The sequence below is a fragment of the Flavobacterium crocinum genome (assembly GCF_003122385.1).
Taxonomy (GTDB): Bacteria; Bacteroidota; Bacteroidia; order Flavobacteriales; family Flavobacteriaceae; genus Flavobacterium; species Flavobacterium crocinum.
Genome location: NZ_CP029255.1, coordinates 4,180,241 through 4,198,933 on the forward strand (window position 1 = coordinate 4,180,241; position 18,693 = coordinate 4,198,933).

At 36.8% G+C, this 18,693-nt stretch carries 11 protein-coding genes, 2 tRNA genes and 2 rRNA genes; 7 read left to right on the top strand and 8 right to left on the bottom strand.

The genetic code is table 11. The features are described 5' to 3' along the window. Positions 1 to 113: 113 nt before the first annotated feature. From HYN56_RS18620 to HYN56_RS18645, 5 genes are all read right to left on the bottom strand, one after another. Positions 114 to 2,994: ribosomal RNA gene (locus tag HYN56_RS18620) — 23S ribosomal RNA — on the bottom strand. Positions 2,995 to 3,129: 135 nt separating this feature from the next. Continuing rightward, a tRNA-Ala gene (locus tag HYN56_RS18625) sits at positions 3,130 to 3,203 on the bottom strand. 92 nt (positions 3,204 to 3,295) lie between these two features. Then, a tRNA-Ile gene (locus HYN56_RS18630) sits at positions 3,296 to 3,369 on the bottom strand. Positions 3,370 to 3,495: 126 nt separating this feature from the next. Then, positions 3,496 to 5,009: ribosomal RNA gene (locus tag HYN56_RS18635) — 16S ribosomal RNA — on the bottom strand. The 16S and 23S rRNA genes sit together here with 2 tRNA genes alongside, the layout of an rRNA operon. 965 nt (positions 5,010 to 5,974) lie before the next feature. Then, positions 5,975 to 6,658 carry a DUF4294 domain-containing protein gene (locus HYN56_RS18645; RefSeq protein ID WP_109193550.1) on the bottom strand — a complete coding sequence of 228 codons (684 nt, stop codon included), beginning with the start codon at positions 6,656 to 6,658 and terminating at the stop codon, positions 5,975 to 5,977. A gap of 81 nt (positions 6,659 to 6,739) precedes the next feature. Here HYN56_RS18645 and HYN56_RS18650 point away from each other — a divergent pair, with 81 nt between their 5' ends. The 6 genes from HYN56_RS18650 (at position 6,740) to HYN56_RS18675 (ending at position 15,462) form a co-directional block, all read left to right on the top strand. Beyond that, a complete protein-coding gene (locus HYN56_RS18650; protein WP_109193551.1) occupies positions 6,740 to 7,828 on the top strand; it encodes a M42 family metallopeptidase in 1,089 nt (362 codons plus the stop codon). Between the two features lie 64 nt (positions 7,829 to 7,892). After that, entirely contained in the window at positions 7,893 to 8,573 is a 681-nt protein-coding gene (locus HYN56_RS18655) for a response regulator transcription factor (RefSeq protein WP_109193552.1), read from the top strand. After that, complete coding sequence (locus HYN56_RS18660) at positions 8,570 to 9,931, top strand: HAMP domain-containing sensor histidine kinase (protein WP_109193553.1); 1,362 nt, start codon at positions 8,570 to 8,572, stop codon at positions 9,929 to 9,931. The genes HYN56_RS18655 and HYN56_RS18660 overlap by 4 nt, the downstream gene beginning before the upstream one ends. A gap of 83 nt (positions 9,932 to 10,014) precedes the next feature. Then, entirely contained in the window at positions 10,015 to 11,262 is a 1,248-nt protein-coding gene (locus HYN56_RS18665) for a TolC family protein (protein WP_109193554.1), read from the top strand. A 12-nt stretch (positions 11,263 to 11,274) separates the two neighbouring features. Then, entirely contained in the window at positions 11,275 to 12,360 is a 1,086-nt protein-coding gene (locus HYN56_RS18670) for an efflux RND transporter periplasmic adaptor subunit (RefSeq protein WP_109193555.1), read from the top strand. A 3-nt stretch (positions 12,361 to 12,363) separates the two neighbouring features. Continuing rightward, on the top strand, positions 12,364 to 15,462 hold the full coding sequence (locus HYN56_RS18675) for an efflux RND transporter permease subunit (protein ID WP_109193556.1): 3,099 nt from the start codon (positions 12,364 to 12,366) through the stop codon (positions 15,460 to 15,462). A gap of 162 nt (positions 15,463 to 15,624) precedes the next feature. On the opposite strand, the gene HYN56_RS18680 is transcribed toward HYN56_RS18675, so the two are convergent. Beyond that, positions 15,625 to 16,005 carry an ankyrin repeat domain-containing protein gene (locus HYN56_RS18680; RefSeq protein WP_109193557.1) on the bottom strand — a complete coding sequence of 127 codons (381 nt, stop codon included), beginning with the start codon at positions 16,003 to 16,005 and terminating at the stop codon, positions 15,625 to 15,627. 353 nt (positions 16,006 to 16,358) lie between these two features. Between HYN56_RS18680 and HYN56_RS18685 the strand changes: the two genes are divergently transcribed. After that, a complete protein-coding gene (locus HYN56_RS18685; protein ID WP_109193558.1) occupies positions 16,359 to 16,898 on the top strand; it encodes an SRPBCC family protein in 540 nt (179 codons plus the stop codon). 81 nt (positions 16,899 to 16,979) lie between these two features. Here HYN56_RS18685 and HYN56_RS18690 read toward each other — a convergent pair whose 3' ends face one another. Together HYN56_RS18690 and HYN56_RS18695 are read right to left on the bottom strand one after the other, a co-directional pair. Continuing rightward, positions 16,980 to 17,360 (bottom strand): ankyrin repeat domain-containing protein, encoded by a 381-nt coding sequence (locus HYN56_RS18690; RefSeq protein ID WP_109193559.1) that lies wholly within the window; start codon positions 17,358 to 17,360, stop codon positions 16,980 to 16,982. Positions 17,361 to 17,544: 184 nt separating this feature from the next. Further along, positions 17,545 to 18,675 carry a glycoside hydrolase family 26 protein gene (locus HYN56_RS18695; RefSeq protein WP_109193560.1) on the bottom strand — a complete coding sequence of 377 codons (1,131 nt, stop codon included), beginning with the start codon at positions 18,673 to 18,675 and terminating at the stop codon, positions 17,545 to 17,547. Positions 18,676 to 18,693 lie beyond the last annotated feature (18 nt).

Here is an 18,693-nt window from a genome sequence, read left to right on the forward strand (position 1 = left end):
CTTCCGCGGTGCGGACAATATTTTAACATACTGAGATAAAGAAACAAATAAGTTTTATTAAGTTTAAGAAAGTTTCCTCCCTCCCTGGTCTGGGACCAGAGAGGGAAAAGTTCGTACATAAGCTTACGGATTATTAGTACTACTCGACTATGACATTACTGCCTTTACATCTATAGCCTATCAACGTGGTCATCTTCCACGATCCTTAAAAGAAATCTCATCTTGTGGTGGGTTTCGCGCTTATATGCTTTCAGCGCTTATCCCTTCCAAACGTAGCTACTCTGCGGTGCCCCTGGCGGGACAACAGATACACTAGAGGTTTGTCCAATTCGGTCCTCTCGTACTAGAATCAGATCCACTCAAATTTCTAACGCCCGCAGTAGATAGAGACCGAACTGTCTCACGACGTTCTGAACCCAGCTCGCGTGCCACTTTAATGGGCGAACAGCCCAACCCTTGGGACCTTCTCCAGCCCCAGGATGTGACGAGCCGACATCGAGGTGCCAAACCCCCCCGTCGATATGAGCTCTTGGGGGAGATCAGCCTGTTATCCCCGGCGTACCTTTTATCCTTTGAGCGATGGCCCTTCCATGCGGAACCACCGGATCACTATGCTCTACTTTCGTACCTGATCGACCTGTATGTCTCTCAGTCAAGCTCCCTTATGCCATTGCACTCTACGCACGGTTACCAAGCGTACTGAGGGAACCTTTAGAAGCCTCCGTTACTCTTTTGGAGGCGACCACCCCAGTCAAACTACCCACCAAGCAATGTCCCCCGCAACGCGGGGTTAGGCCTCAGATAAACAAAGGGTTGTATTTCAACAATGACTCCACAACGCCTGGCGACGCCGCTTCACAGTCTCCAACCTATCCTACACATCATTTATCCAAGGTCAATACTAAGCTATAGTAAAGGTGCACAGGGTCTTTTCGTCCCACTGCGGGTAAACGGCATCTTCACCGTTACTACAATTTCACCGAGCTCATGGCTGAGACAGTGTCCAGATCGTTACACCATTCGTGCAGGTCGGAACTTACCCGACAAGGAATTTCGCTACCTTAGGACCGTTATAGTTACGGCCGCCGTTTACTGGGGCTTCAATTCAATGCTTCTCCGAAGATAACATCTCCTCTTAACCTTCCAGCACCGGGCAGGTGTCAGGCCCTATACTTCATCTTACGATTTTGCAGAGCCCTGTGTTTTTGATAAACAGTCGCCTGGACCTCTTCACTGCGGCCCTGATTGCTCAGGGCGACCTTTCTCCCGAAGTTACAGGTCTATTTTGCCTAATTCCTTAGCCATGAATCTCTCGAGCACCTTAGGATTCTCTCCTCAACTACCTGTGTCGGTTTACGGTACTGGTACTTATTGCCTGAAGTTTAGAGGTTTTTCTTGGAAGCCCTTAGGCGCACTATCTCTTTGTCCGAAGACTCCGAGTACTATCGTATTTCACCAGTTCCTGCGCATTTCACTACAGGACCTATAGCTAGGTACTTCAACGAACTATTCCGTCAGTTCGCGGCGCTTTCATCACTCCGTCACCCCATCACAGCAATAAGTAGTACGGGAATATTAACCCGTTGGCCATCGACTGTCCCTTTCGGGTTCGCCTTAGGACCAGACTAACCCACAGCTGATTAGCATAGCTGTGGAAACCTTAGTTTTTCGGTGTGCGGGTTTCTCGCCCGCATTATCGTTACTTATGCCTACATTTTCTTTTCCAGCCGGTCCAGAATACCTTACGATACACCTTCAACCCTGCTGGAATGCTCCCCTACCACTTACAATTGCTTGCAAATCCATAGCTTCGGTAATATGTTTATGCCCGATTATTATCCATGCTCGTCCGCTCGACTAGTGAGCTGTTACGCACTCTTTAAATGAATGGCTGCTTCCAAGCCAACATCCTAGCTGTCTGGGCAGACAAACCTCGTTCTTTCAACTTAACATATATTTGGGGACCTTAGCTGATGGTCTGGGTTCTTTCCCTCTCGGACTTGGACCTTAGCACCCAAGCCCTCACTGTTATCAATCATTATATAGCATTCGGAGTTTGTCAGGAATTGGTAGGCGGTGAAGCCCCCGCATCCAATCAGTAGCTCTACCTCTATATAACTAAAATAACGCTGCACCTAAATGCATTTCGGGGAGTACGAGCTATTTCCGAGTTTGATTGGCCTTTCACCCCTACCCACAGGTCATCCGAAGACTTTTCAACGTCAACCGGTTCGGTCCTCCACTGTGTGTTACCACAGCTTCAACCTGCCCATGGGTAGATCACACGGTTTCGCGTCTAACACTACTGACTAAAGCGCCCTATTCAGACTCGCTTTCGCTACGGATCCATGTCTTAAACACTTATCCTTGCCAGCAACGTTAACTCGTAGGCTCATTATGCAAAAGGCACGCCGTCACCCCACTTAAGGGCTCCGACCGCTTGTAGGCGTATGGTTTCAGGATCTATTTCACTCCGTTATTCACGGTTCTTTTCACCTTTCCCTCACGGTACTGGTTCACTATCGGTCTCTCAGGAGTATTTAGCCTTAGCGGATGGTCCCGCCAAATTCAGACAGGGTTTCACGTGCCCCGCCCTACTCAGGATACCACTATTCATTACATTTATTACCCATACGGGGCTATCACCCTCTGTGGCCCGACTTTCCAGCCGGTTCCGGTTCTGCATGCATAAAATGTCGTGGTCCTACAACCCCAACTATGCCGTAACATAATTGGTTTGGGCTAATCCGCGTTCGCTCGCCACTACTTACGGAATCACTTTTGTTTTCTTCTCCTCCGCCTACTTAGATGTTTCAGTTCAGCGGGTTTGCCCACCTATCGGTGTACTATGTCTTCAACATAGTGGGTTGCCCCATTCGGATATCTGCGGATCGATCGATGTGTGCTCGTCCCCGCAGCTTTTCGCAGCTTATCACGTCCTTCTTCGCCTCTGAGAGCCTAGGCATTCCCCATACGCCCTTATTTTGCTTATTGTACCAATCTTGTTACTTAAAACAAGACCGTTTTTTTTTGTTTTTGTTACTTATAACAAAAACGCTTTCTACTTTCTTATTATTTTCTTATCTCAATATGTCAATGAACTTTTATCTACTCCTTGGAGCAAATCAGTGGAGAATAACGGAGTCGAACCGTTGACCTCCTGCGTGCAAGGCAGGCGCTCTAGCCAGCTGAGCTAATCCCCCATTTCTTTAGTGATGAGTTATTAGTTATGAGTTATGAATTATTGCTCATAAGGTCTCAACCCCTAAAATTTCCTTTTAATTAAGTCAAATAGTAGTCCCGGGCAGACTCGAACTGCCGACCCCTACATTATCAGTGTAGTACTCTAACCAGCTGAGCTACGAGACTCTGTTTTACTTAATTGTTTATCATTTTTTAAATCAACAGCAAGAGTAATACAATCTAAAATTCCAAACCTGTAGAGTGGCATCTTGTTTCCCATTCGTGCCCTGAGGCTAACAAAATGGGCTCTAGAAAGGAGGTGTTCCAGCCGCACCTTCCGGTACGGCTACCTTGTTACGACTTAGCCCTAGTTACCAGTTTTACCCTAGGCAGCTCCTTGCGGTCACCGACTTCAGGCACCCCCAGCTTCCATGGCTTGACGGGCGGTGTGTACAAGGCCCGGGAACGTATTCACCGGATCATGGCTGATATCCGATTACTAGCGATTCCAGCTTCACGGAGTCGAGTTGCAGACTCCGATCCGAACTGTGACCGGCTTTATAGATTCGCTCCCCCTCGCGAGGTGGCTGCTCTCTGTACCGGCCATTGTAGCACGTGTGTAGCCCAAGGCGTAAGGGCCGTGATGATTTGACGTCATCCCCACCTTCCTCACAGTTTGCACTGGCAGTCTTGTTAGAGTTCCCGACACTACTCGCTGGCAACTAACAACAGGGGTTGCGCTCGTTATAGGACTTAACCTGACACCTCACGGCACGAGCTGACGACAACCATGCAGCACCTTGTAAACTGTCTTGCGAAAGATCTGTTTCCAAATCGGTCAGTCTGCATTTAAGCCTTGGTAAGGTTCCTCGCGTATCATCGAATTAAACCACATGCTCCACCGCTTGTGCGGGCCCCCGTCAATTCCTTTGAGTTTCAAACTTGCGTTCGTACTCCCCAGGTGGGATACTTATCACTTTCGCTTAGCCACTGAAGTTGCCCCCAACAGCTAGTATCCATCGTTTACGGCGTGGACTACCAGGGTATCTAATCCTGTTCGCTACCCACGCTTTCGTCCATCAGCGTCAATCAACCAGTAGTAACCTGCCTTCGCAATTGGTATTCCATGTAATCTCTAAGCATTTCACCGCTACACTACATATTCTAGTTACTTCCTGGTAATTCAAGTCCTGCAGTATCAATGGCCGTTCCATCGTTGAGCGATGGGCTTTCACCACTGACTTACAGGACCGCCTACGGACCCTTTAAACCCAATGATTCCGGATAACGCTTGGATCCTCCGTATTACCGCGGCTGCTGGCACGGAGTTAGCCGATCCTTATTCTTACGATACCGTCAAGCTCCTTCACGAAGGAGTGTTTCTTCTCGTACAAAAGCAGTTTACAATCCATAGGACCGTCATCCTGCACGCGGCATGGCTGGTTCAGGCTTGCGCCCATTGACCAATATTCCTCACTGCTGCCTCCCGTAGGAGTCTGGTCCGTGTCTCAGTACCAGTGTGGGGGATCTCCCTCTCAGGACCCCTACCCATCGTTGCCTTGGTAAGCCGTTACCTTACCAACTAGCTAATGGGACGCATGCTCATCTTTCACCGTTGTGACTTTAATTATAAAGTGATGCCACCCTATAATACCATGAGGTATTAATCCAAATTTCTCTGGGCTATCCCTCTGTGAAAGGTAGATTGCATACGCGTTACGCACCCGTGCGCCGGTCTCTATCTCCGAAGAAATATACCCCTCGACTTGCATGTGTTAAGCCTGCCGCTAGCGTTCATCCTGAGCCAGGATCAAACTCTTCATCGTATATTTTAATATTATATAGTCGATGCCTTATTCCAGTCGGTTTGTCTCGAATCTCTCGATTCTATTACTCTTATTCTATTTTGTCTCGTCTTGTGACGAGACGGCTGTCAATTCAATATGTCTACGAACGTAATTTTGTTTCCTTCGCTTGTTTCTCAAAGCGGGTGCAAAACTAGAAATTCTTTTTGTTTCCTGCAAGAAAAATTTAAAAAAAATTGAAACTTTTTTTTTCGTTTCACTTTTTCAACCTTTCCTTCCAATCCCTCAATGAACTTCCCGTATTTGCGGGGTGCAAATGTAAAAGCATTTTTCAAATCTCACAAGCTTTTCCGAATCTTTTTTTTGAAAATTTCTTTTCTCTCGATCCCTCTTTCCTGTCAGTATTTCTGTGAACGTTTTTCGTTGTTGCGGGTGCAAAAGTAGCACCTTTTTCCGCTTTCGCAAGCTTTTTACCGAACTATTTTTAATCTTTTTTAGACTTATTTCTTAACTTACTCATAACCCCTACTTTACAAAACAAAATTTCCCAACAACAAGTAGGATTTTTCCTCTTTAAGCCATTGATTTGATACTTATTGCCCTTTTCGGATTTCTGTTTTTATGGAATTTTCAAACTTTGATACCGCTTTTTGAAGATAAACCTTCTTATGAAAACGGCTCCACTAGCCCCGATAGAAGCGGAAATCCTTTTTGTGGTGGGGTTCACCACAAAAAGATTGAAGCGGATAGCGGGAAATTGCTACTCAAAATTTAAATCCCAAATCCTGAAACTCCAAATTCCAAATTCCAAATTCCAATCTACAAGGTCTCAAATCCCATCTGTCTTTCATGTCCTTTATACGCATTAGACGCACTGCGGTGCGTCTCTACCGAAAATTGGAATTACACTATTATATATACGTATAAAAAACAAACCCGACAGGTTTTGAAAATCTGGCGGGCTGATATTATTATATTAGTAGAAACTACTTTTTATTTAACTCTTTTGCTCTTTCCTGCCATTTACTAGATAAATCATCATAATCCAGAGGATTTGCCGGTTTTTGATTTGACAATCTTCCTGATTCAAATGCGCGAACTAATATTGTTTCTATTAAATAATCTTCATTTACATCGTACGGTTTGTATTCTGTTTTTAAACTTATATCAAATAAATTAGCGGTTGTATTAGAGACAAAAGCCTTAAATCCGCTTTTTAAAGTTTTGATGAGTTCATAAGTTGTAATACCTGTTTGGCGATGAATCAATTTTACGAGAATCTGACCTTGCTTTCTGGAAAGCTTTTTAAGTCTTTCTTCAAATTCGTTATTTAGATAGTCTTCCACAATTTTAAAATATTTTTTCTTTTCACGACTTGTTTTTAAACGAGCCATTCCGTTGTTCAATGCAGTTAATCTATCTGACGCTAATCTGGCATACGGATAAACTTTATAGACTCTGTTTTGAAGAATCTGAAATTGTTTCATTTCTTCGGCACTCATCTTCTCGCCTTTCGAAATAATTATTTCCGGTAATTGAATAGTATCATTTAAAATAGAGTCCTTTTCAGTTAATATATACCCCATTTGTTCATTCTCTTTTGAAGTAACTTGAGCTTGGCTTGTAAAAGTGAACAGTAAAAGAAATAATATAAGGTTGGTTAGTTTCATTGAATCATAATTTAAATGTAAAATTATATATTTATACACAACTCTAATACCAAATTTATATTTTAGCAAAAAAATATTTTTATGAGCACGAAATCTATCTTAAAAGATACTTCAATAGCATTCCTGGAAAGCTACCTAAATAACGCCTCTCCTACCGGCTACGAAAGTGAAGGGCAAAAACTTTGGATGAACTATTTAAAACCGTATGTCGACACTTTTGTAACAGATACTTACGGAACAGCTGTAGGTGTAATTAATCCTGACGCTCCTTATAAAGTAGTCATTGAAGGCCATGCCGATGAAATTTCGTGGTATGTAAACTATATTACAGAAGATGGTCTTATATATGTGATTAGAAACGGAGGTTCTGATCATCAGATTGCTCCTTCTAAAAGAGTTAATATTCACACAAAAAACGGAATTGTCAAAGGTGTTTTCGGATGGCCGGCAATTCATACTCGTCTGCGCGATAAAGAAGAAGTTCCCAAACTAAGCAATATCTTTATTGATTTAGGATGTGAAAATAAAGAGCAGGTTGAAGCTTTAGGTGTTCATGTGGGATGTGTAATTACTTATCCTGATGAGTTCATGATCTTAAACGAAAATAAATTTGTTTGCCGTGCTATCGATAATAGAATGGGAGGATTTATGATTGCTGAAGTTGCTCGTTTATTACACGAAAATAAAAAGAAGCTTCCTTTTGGTTTATATATCGTCAATTCAGTTCAGGAAGAAATTGGTCTTCGTGGTGCAGAAATGATTGCACAAAGGATAAAACCAAATGTTGCTATTGTAACAGATGTGTGTCACGACACTACTACTCCAATGATAGACAAAAAAGTGGAAGGGGATTTAAAAATGGGCAAAGGACCTGTTATTGGCTATTCTCCTGCAATTCAGAATAAATTACGTGATTTAATTGTAGATACCGCTGCTGAAAAGAATATTCCGTTTCAAAGACACGCCACTTCTCGTGCAACAGGAACAGATACAGATGCCTTTGCTTATAGTAATGGCGGTGTACCTTCTGCATTAATCTCACTGCCTCTTCGTTATATGCATACAACAGTTGAAATGGTTCATAGAGATGATGTGGAAAATGTTATTAAATTGATTTACGAATCTTTACTAAAAATTGAAAACAACGAGACATTCTCTTATTTCAAATAAATACATTCTATAAATGTAAATCTGACTGATCCTAATCAGTCAGATTTACTAAAAATCAGCAGAAATGAAAATATTACTACTCGAAGACGATTTTACTTTATCTAAAGAAATCTCTACATTCTTTACTTCAAAGAGTTTCGAGTGTATTCCATATTATGATGGCTCTTTACTACTTAAAAAATACTTTCCTTACGAATATGATTTGATTGTTCTTGATATTAATGTTCCCGGAGCAAATGGAATTGAGGTTTGCAAAGGTATTCGGGAAACGGATAAAAAAACACCTATAATTATGCTGACTGCTTTCAGTGAAATCGAAGATAAACTATCTTCTTTTGACAGTGGCGCAGATGATTATTTAGTAAAACCATTTCATTTTGACGAACTTTATGCCAGAGTACAATCTTTATTGAGAAGAAAAGATGTTCCTCAAGTAGTTGAAAATAAAATTCTCATTAATGATCTTGAAATTCTTGAAGATGAAATGCAGGTTTTCAGATCTGGAGAAGAAATTAAACTTACTCCAAAAGAATTTAAACTGATTTTAATTTTGGCTCACGCAAAAGGAAAAGTCTTATCAAAACAATTTATTGCCGAAAAACTTTGGGATTATCATATAGAAACCAATCAAAACACTATTGAAGTTTATATTAATTTTCTAAGAAAAAAAATAGACAAAGACCATGAAACCAAACTAATCCGTACAAAAGTTGGTTATGGCTATTACCTAAGCGATCAGGAATGACATTAAAAAATCGGATATCACTATTAGTCAGTTTACTGTTTACCATCCTTTTTGGATTGGCTTCTACGGTGATATTCATTTTGTATTCTAATTATCGAAAAGAAGAATTTCGCGATCGATTAGAAATTAAAGCCTTATCTAATATCAAACTATTGGTTAATGTTAAGCAGGTCGATAATCAGCTTTTAAAAATAATTGATCAAAACTCGATTAATAAATTGTACGATGAAAAAACACTGGTTTTTGATTCTAATTTTAAATTGATTTACAGCAGTATTGATGACGCAAAAATTAATTGGTCTATTGATGATTTAAAGTATCTTAAAAAGAATAAGACCTTTTTTAAACAACAGGGAGATTATGAAGTTTACGGCGTTTTTTATGACACAAACGATAAAGATTTCTATGCATTAATTTCTGCAACAGATGATTACGGAAAAAAGAAATTACTCTTTTTACGGTACACTTTGATTATATCTTACATTTTCTTTACTTGTCTGTGCTGGGTTATTACTTCTTTTACTATAAAAAAAGCGATGAGCCCTTTAAATGCTTTTCATCAGAAAATAAAAAAAATCAATGAAAACAATCTTGACACAAGAATTGAATCTAAAAGCAGTAAAGACGAAATTGACTTAATTGCTCATGAGTTTAATTTTATGATGGATCGTATTGAACTTTCTTATCAAAGACAAAAAGAATTCACCGCACATGCTTCTCACGAATTAAGAACACCTCTTTCGAGAATGACTTCTCAGATTGAAAATGCTATTGCTGATCCTGATGCTAAACCTAAAAATAAATCTTTCTTAAATGCTATATTAACTGATGTTAATCATTTAGGGGAATTAATCAATTCTTTGCTGATACTTTCTAAAATTGATAATCGGGAAGTTGACCATCATGAAGTACAAAGAATAGATGAAATTTTATTTTCTTCAATAGAAAAAATAAATAAGTCTTTTCCAGATTTTGTCATTCTCTTTGAAATGGAAGAAAGCGATGATCTTGATACCGCACTAGAAATTAAAGGAAATAGAAATCTTTTAGAAATAGCTTTAGGCAATATTCTAAAAAATGCCTGTGTTTACTCAGATAACAAGCAAGCTAAAGTAAAAATAAGCACAGATCATTATCATTTAATTGTATCTGTTTCCAATAGTGGAGACACATTAAGCGAAGAAGAACAAAAAAATCTTTTCCAACCCTTTATGCGTGGTAAAAATGCTAAAGGAACATCAGGTTTTGGACTGGGTTTACGAATCGTGCAAAGAATTTTAACATTACACAAAGCAAACATAACTTACTCAATACCAGAAATTAATACGAATTTATTTCAATTATTTTTTAATTTATAAATAATTTTAAGCTATTTTTAAGGTAGATTTTAAGGTCTCTTAAAGCCTGTTGATAGCATATTTGTATAATTAAAAATGGTACAATGAAAAAGTTATTCGCATTGCTGTTATTTGCACTTCTTAATCAAGCTGCAATAGCTCAAAAAACAGTCACTCTTCAAGACTGTGAAAGTCAATTCTTAAAAAAGAATCTTTTTTTACTGGCATCTCAATATAATATAGATGCATCGAAGGCATTAACTATTCAGGCTCGTATTTGGGATAATCCAACGCTTTCGGCCGAATTGAACGCGTACAACCCTGAACGGGACAAATTTTTCGATATTGGAAAAGAAGGTCAGAAAGTTTTTGCCATTGAACAGCTTATTTATCTAGGTGGTAAAAAACGTAACGAAGTAAAACTGGCTCAAACTAATGAAAAACTGGCTGAACTGCAATTCAATGATTTACTTCGTACTCTAAAACTTCAATTACGCAAGAGCTTTTTCACTGTATATTATAATAGTAAAAATCTTGAAAACACAGATAAGCAGCTAGCCCATATCGAGAATCTGATCAATTCTTATTCTATTCAGGCTCAAAAAGGAAATATTCCCTTAAAAGATGTTGTTCGTTTACAATCATTATATCTTAATTTCAAAAACGAAAGATTAGAAGTTATCAATAACAACATCGAAGAACAGGCAAATCTAAAATTACTTTTGAATGAAACTGAAAATGTTGTTCCAATTGTAAACAAAGAGGATTCTGATAAATATTTAAAAATAATAGATTTTGATCTTAAGAGTTTTGAAGAGCAGGCTATTGCAAACAGACCAGATTATTTAGCCAAACAAAAAGAAATTGATGCTAATGAGCTGAATGTAAAATTGCAAAAATCACTTTCAATTCCAGATATTACTCTTGGTGCAAATTACGATCAGCGAAGTGGTGCTTTTAACAATGAGGCTAATTTAACTGTTGGTATTCCTTTACCACTTTGGAATCAGAACAAAGGGAACATTAAGTATGCGAAAACAGTTTTGGAACAATCTAAAATTGAAAAACAAAACTTTGAATTACAGCTAAAAACAGAAATTACTTCAGCCTGGACGAAATGGGATGAATCCAGGCAAAATTACGCTGTAATTAAACCAACTGTAAATTCCGATTTTGAAGCAGTTTATAATGGAATGCTTACCAATTTCCAGAAACGAAATGTGAGCCTTTTAGAATTCACAGATTTCATGGAAAGCTATAACCAAGCAATAATTCAGTTAAACGAATTGAAGAAAAAAGTCGTAATAGCAGGTGAAGAATTAAACAGTACCATCAACAAAGATTTATTTTAAAAAGACATAAAAATGAAACATACATTATTCATAGGAATCGCAATTGTGACTTTATCTCTGACAAGCTGCAAAAAGGAAATAGAAAATCCACAAACCAATACTTCTTTTGTTTTAAGTGATGCAATGCTGAAAACAACTACTACAGCTGCTGCTCAAACCCAACCTTTAAAAAATGAGTTAAGTTTTTACGGAAAAATTACTGCTGATAATAATAAAATGATTGACGTTTACCCTTTAGTTGGAGGAAATGTTATGAAAGTAAACGTTGAGCTTGGTGATTACGTTAAAAAAGGACAAGTTTTAGCTACAATAAAAAGTACTGATGTTGCTGATTTTGAAAAACAATCTATTGATGCTAAAAGTGATTTGTTGGTTGCCAAAAACAATTTAAAAGTAGCTCAGGAATTATTTGATGGTAAATTAAACTCAGAAAGTGATGTTTTACAGGCAAAATCTGAAGTAAACAAAGCACAGTCTCAATTAAGTAAAATTCAGGAAACGTATAAAATTTACAATATCAAAGCCGGATCTATCTACGAAGTAACTGCTCCAATAAGCGGTTTTATCATTCAAAAAAGTATCAATCAGGATATGCTTTTACGTAATGACCGTTCTGAAAACATATTTGATATTGCAGAAATCAGCGAGGTTTGGGCAATGGCAAATATTAATGAAATTGACATCAACAAAGTAAAATTAGGCACAGATGCTTCTGTCACTACTTTAAGTTATCCGGATAAAATATTTCATGGAAAAGTAGACAAAATCTACAACGTAATTGATCCTGAGACTAAAGCAATGCAGGCAAGAATCAAATTAAACAATCCTGACTATATGCTTAAGCCGGATATGAACGCTAATATTAAATTGTCTTTCAATGAAAATCAATCTATGATAGCCGTACCAAGTAAAGCAATTGTGTTTGATAAAAGTAAAAACTTTGTTGTGGTATTTAAAGACCGTAATAATATCGAAACAAGACAAGTTGAAGTCTATAGAGTTGTAGGTGATACTACTTATATTTCAAGTGGTTTGAAAGAAAACGAAAAAGTGATCACAAACAATCAGCTATTTATTTATGGTGCTTTAAATAATTAAGACATGAACAAATTCATAAAAAACATTATTGCTTTTTCTTTAAAGAATAAAGCATTTACCTTCTTTTGGGTCGGATTATTAGCTGTTGCCGGATTTATTTCATTCAAAAACATGCCTATTGACGCTTTTCCCGATGTAACCAATACGCAAATTATTATCATTACGCAATGGAACGGAAAAAGTGCTGAGGAAGTAGAGCGTTTTGTAACGTCGCCTATTGAAATCTCTATGAACTCTGTTCAGAAAAAAACAAGCGTTCGAAGCATTACTATGTTTGGATTATCAGTTATTAAAATCATTTTTGATGATGGTGTAGACGATACCTTTGCCCGTTTTCAGGTAAACAATTTATTAAAAAACGTTTCGCTTCCTGATGATGTTGAACCGGACGTACAGCCACCTTACGGACCAACCGGAGAAATCTTCAGATATATTGTAAAAAGTAACAGTAGAGACAGTCGGGAGTTATTGACTTACCAAAACTGGGTAATTGACAAACAACTTCGTTCCCTTCCTGGAGTTGCAGATTTAAATGTTTTTGGAGGTCAGACCAAAACCTATGAGGTTGGTGTCGATCCAATCAAGCTGGCTAAATATAATATTACACCTTTACAAGTTTACAATGCTGTTAATGCAGGAAACTTAAACGTCGGTGGTGATGTAATAGAGAAAAACGGACAGGCTTTTGTCGTTCGTGGAGTTGGATTATTAAAATCTAAAGAAGATATTGGAAATATTATCGTTGATGACGCCGGAGGAAACCCGATTTTGGTTAAAAATCTTGCTGATGTCTACGAAAGTTCTATGCCGCGAGTGGGACAAACCGGTATAGGAAATAATGACGATGCTGTAGAAGGAATTGTCGTAATGCGAAAAGGCGAGAATCCGCAGGAAACTCTTGCCCTTATAAAAGCAAAAATTAAAGATTTAAATGATAATGTTCTTCCGAAAGACATTAAAATAGAGACTTTTTACGATCGTGATAATTTAATGAATTTCACGACAGAAACCGTAATGCATAATTTATTTGAAGGTATTATTCTGGTTACTGTTGTTGTATTTCTTTTTATGGCCGACTGGCGAACTACTTTTACCGTTTCTATAGTAATTCCGCTTTCACTTTTATTTGCATTCTTATGTTTGAAAATGATGGGAATGAGCGCTAACTTACTGAGTTTAGGTGCTGTCGATTTCGGGATTATTATTGATGGTGCCGTGGTAATGGTTGAAGGATTGTTTGTAGTTCTCGATCATCGGGCACATCAGTTGGGAATGGAGAAATTTAATAAAATTGCCAAGGGAAGTTTGATCAAGAAAACCGGAACGGAAATGGGTAAAGCTATTTTCTTTTCAAAACTGATTATCATTACAGCTTTACTTCCAATTTTCTCGTTTCAGAAAGTAGAAGGAAAAATGTTCTCTCCCCTGGCCTTTACATTAGGTTTTGCATTATTAGGAGCGCTTATTTTTACTTTGACTTTGGTTCCTGTTCTTTCACATATATTATTAAACAAAAATGTAAAAGAAAAACACAATCCGTTTGTGAACTTTTGGGACCGAATTGTTTCTAAAGGTTTTGCCTGGACATTTAAACATAAAGTACAAACCTTAATTGCATCAATCGGATTATTGGCAGCCGTTTTCTTTTCTGCAGGTTTCTTAGGAACTGAATTTTTACCGCAATTAAATGAAGGTGCCTTATGGGTTACAGCAGAATTACCAATGAGTACTTCATTGCCTGAAAGTGTTAAAACTGCTGCAATGATCAGAAAAGATCTCGAAAGTTTTCCGGAAGTAAAAAATGTTTTATCACAAACAGGACGAAGCAATGATGGAACGGATCCAAATGGATTTGGGTTTATCCAGCTTCAGGTTGATTTAAAACCAAAAGCCGACTGGAAACGTAAAATTTCTATGGATGATCTGATTAATGAAATGGATAATAAACTAAAAGTTCATCAGGGAATTACCTATAATTATTCACAACCTGTAATTGATAACGTTGCAGAATCTGTTGCCGGATTTAAGGCTTCTAATGCAGTAAAAATTTATGGAGATGATTTAAATAAATTAGATCAGCTTGCTAATGAAGTTTTAGCGCAAATCAAGGATATTCCGGGTATTAAAGATGCGGGAATTCTTAGAAATGTTGGACAGCCGGAAATTAGTGTAATTCTGGATCGTGAAAAAATGGCTGCTTACGGCGTAACATTAAGTGATGCGCAGGCTGTTTTAGAATTAGCATTTGGAGGAAAAACAGCGACTGAAAAATATGAAGATGAAAAGAAATTTGACGTTCGTGTTCGTTTCTCAAAAGAATACAGAAAAGATGAAAAAGATTTGGAGGAAATTAAAGTTCCAACAATAAGTGGGATCAAAATTCCTTTAAAAGAAATCTGTGACATTAAAACCATTACCGGACCGGCATTTATTTACAGAGATAATACAAAACGTTTTATAGGAGTTAAATTTTCTGTTCGTGATCGTGATTTGGGAAGTACAATTGCAGAAGCGCAGTCAAAAGTGAATAAATTAAAACTTCCTGCAGGTTATACAACAGGATGGACTGGAGAATTTGAAAATCAGGTTCGCGCAAGTGCACGTCTGGCTCAGGTTGTACCTATCAGTTTAATTGGAATTTTTGTACTGTTATTTATTTTGTTTGGAAACTTCAAAGACTCGTTACTTGTTTTAGCAAATGTTCCTTTTGCTATTATTGGAGGTATTATCGCTTTACATCTTACAGGAATGAATTTTGGAATCTCTGCGGGAGTTGGTTTTATTGCTCTTCTAGGAATATGTATTCAGAATGGAGTAATCTTAATATCAGAGTTTCATCACAATCTGAAAGCCAAATTTACGCTCGAAGAATCTATTTTTATGGGAGTTAAAGCCAGAACAAGAGCTGTTGTGATGACAGCGTTAATGGCATCAATTGGATTGTTGCCTGCCGCAATTTCTACTGGAATTGGCTCTGAATCTCAAAAACCTCTTGCGATTGTAATTATAGGTGGACTTATGACAGCAACCGTTTTAACTTTATTGGTATTCCCTATTTTATTCTGGGTATTTAACAGAAAAAAACATGAACCAATAGAATAAAGATTTATTTTTTTAGTTTTTTAAATCAAATTGTTGGATTTAAAAATGAAAAGCATCATTCATTGTAATGGTGCTTTTCTGTTTTACATAAACAAAAAAAAATGACCTTTTGCTCAGAAAGGTCATTTTAACTAACTCAAAACTTTTTAAACTGTATTCTTTTTATCTCAATTCTTTCAAAATTGCTATAGCTTCTGAAGCATTTGATAATTCTGCATATTTTAAAGCAGTGTATCCTTTTTCATTTTTTACATTTGGTCTTGCGCCATTTGCTAATAAAACTTTAAGGATTTCACATTTATTGTAACGTGCTGCAATCATTAAAGGAGTTAAATCTTCAGACATCTGATTCACATCTGCTCCATATTCAATAAACTTTTTAACAGTTTCTAAATCTCCTTTGCTGATAGCAACATTTAAAGGGTTTGCTGCATAACCTGTGTATTCAACAGGGTTTTTAACAGTTGAAACTCCGTTTGAAGCCATTGCTGCATTTCCGAATACAACTAAGGCCAGACCTAAATAAATAATTGATTTTTTCATAATAATTGATTGTTGTTAAATGATTGATGATGATTTTAATTTCCATGTAAAAGTAAAATATTATTTTGTATTATGCATAACAAAGTACTATGTTTTAACTAACCCTTAACAATTACTTAATAAATACATAATTTACTCTCCACAACATTATAAATTTCATGGTTTTGATATAATAGACGCCAGAAAACATAAAATGTTACAATATCAGCAGAAAAAAAATAAAATATCTTTTCTGTTGCTTACAAAGTCTTATGTAAAAGCAGACTAGATTTTTTTAACTTTACTGTAAGAATAAAACTATCTATAATTTTATTCCTGACAAAAATCAAGAAACAAACCTAAAACCAGTAATCATGCTAATTATTAAAAGAATTCTTATCATCTTAATTTTGATTATTTCGATTGTATTAATAGCAGCTTATTTTATGCCTAAAGAATATGCTGTTGAAAGAGAAATCACAATCAACCAGCCTGTTGATAGTATTTTTAAATATGTAAAATCACTAAAAAATCAAAACGAGTTTAGCGTTTGGGCTAATATGGATCCCAAAATGAAATTAAATTACAAAGGCGTTGATGGTACGGTCGGCTCGGTTTCTTCCTGGGAAAGTAATGTGAAAGAGGTTGGTGTTGGCGAACAGGAAATTACTAAAATAACAGAAAACAGACGTATCGATTTTGCTCTACGATTTAAAAAGCCAATGGAAGATACTGCTGTAGGATTTATGTCAACAGAACCTGTTTCTAATAATCAGACAAAAGTGAAGTGGGGAATCAGCGGTATAATTCCGTATCCCACAAACATAATGCTTCCGATGTTAAAAATGGATCAAATGATTGGGAACGATTTACAAAAAGGTCTCGAAAACCTCAAAGCAAAAATGGAAGAATAATTATCTGTCTGATTTAAAAGAGAAAAAAGCATCATTTTATTACGAATGATGCTTTTCTTTTTACATTTTTTTTAAATGCTTTTACTTGAGATTTTTTAAAATCGCAATCGATTCAGCTGACTTTGCATATGTAGCATAATCTAAAGCATTTAGCCCATGGTCATTTTCAATTGAAGGTCTGGCACCATTTGCTAATAAAATTTTTACGATTTCGACATGATTATAACGGGCTGCAAGCATTAACGGTGTCATATTTCTCATAATTTTATTTACATCTGCACCGTATTCAATAATTTTTTTTACACTTTCAAAATCTCCTTTGCATACAGCTACGTGTAACGGAGATGATAAGTAAGTTGAAATTTCAATTTGATTTTTAATTGCTAACTCCTGATTAGAAGCACTTGCAAAATTTGAAAATAAGGCCAGAGCCGTTCCTAAGATAATAACTGTTTTTTTCATGATTGATTGTTTGTTAAATTGATTGATGATTGTGATGATTTATTATTAGACGCATTTACGTGGTAAAACGTTGCATTAAAAGTGAAAAAAAAATGATAAAAACCCTAAGATATCAGGAATCAACAAAAAAACGCGACTCAAATAATTGAATCGCGCTTTTTAAATCGTAAAATTTGTATTATTCTTAGTTTAACTTCTTATTATAAATTTCTTTTAAATCCTTTTCAAAGAAAGTGAAAGGATCGTCATAAAACCTTATAAAGTCTTTCTCACTCACCTGGCCCGGAAATGGCGCGTAAAAGTGAGTTGGACTTGTACTGTCATTACGCCAAACCAATACATAAGCTAATTTTAAATCGTTAGATTTCAATGTTTTTAATAAAACATCTGTCCACCATTTTTCATTCGGAATAGATTCTAAGCCCGTTTCTGTAAATGCTGCTAGTTTTTTCTTCTTTTGACCTAAATTGGATATTATTTCAAGCTTTTTTAATCCTGCTTCTAAATCATATTTCCCGTCACGGCCAAAATCACCGTAATCATCCATTCCGAAAAGATCAACAAATTTATCGCCAGGATAACGTTCTAAATATTCTTGTTCCGAATTAAACTGATTATCAGGAGAAAATGCATAAATAAAATTATGTACACCCAAAGTATCTTTTAAATATGAAACTGTAAACTGCCATACGGCAATAAAATCTTCACGAGCTGTATGCGACTTTCCCCACCAGAACCAATCCCCGTCAAATTCGTGAAACGGTCTGAAAATCATTGGGGAAAGTGTTCCGTCTTTTGCTTTGACTGACTTTGCGAAATCAGCAATTGTTTTTAGAATTTCTTTATATTTTTCATGATAAGAGCCTCCGGGTTTTATTAAAGCTATCGATGCTTTAGAAATTCCATCTTTCCAATAAAAACCACCCTCTGAAGCAGGATTATTAAAATGCCAGGAAACTGTAGTCACTCCTCCTCTTTCGTAAGTATCAATTACATTTTTTCTTAAAGCTTCTTTTTCTTGTTTGATTTGTTCATCGGAACGACCAGAAAAATCACTGAAGTCTATTCCCACAACAGCAGGATGAGAACCTGTAACCGATTTTACATCAGAACGACCGGATTCATTACTCCAGCCATGTCCATACTCTAATGCATGCTGATGTCCAAAAAGAATATTTCTTTTTGAAATAACATTCAAGTTGTAGTATAGATTGTTGGTTTCTTTTGTTGCCTTTTTATCTATTTGTGCAAAAAGAAAATGCCCTGCTGTAATACATACAAATAACAGGGCATTTTTAATCATTATCATTTTCATGGTTTAAACAGTTAGTTT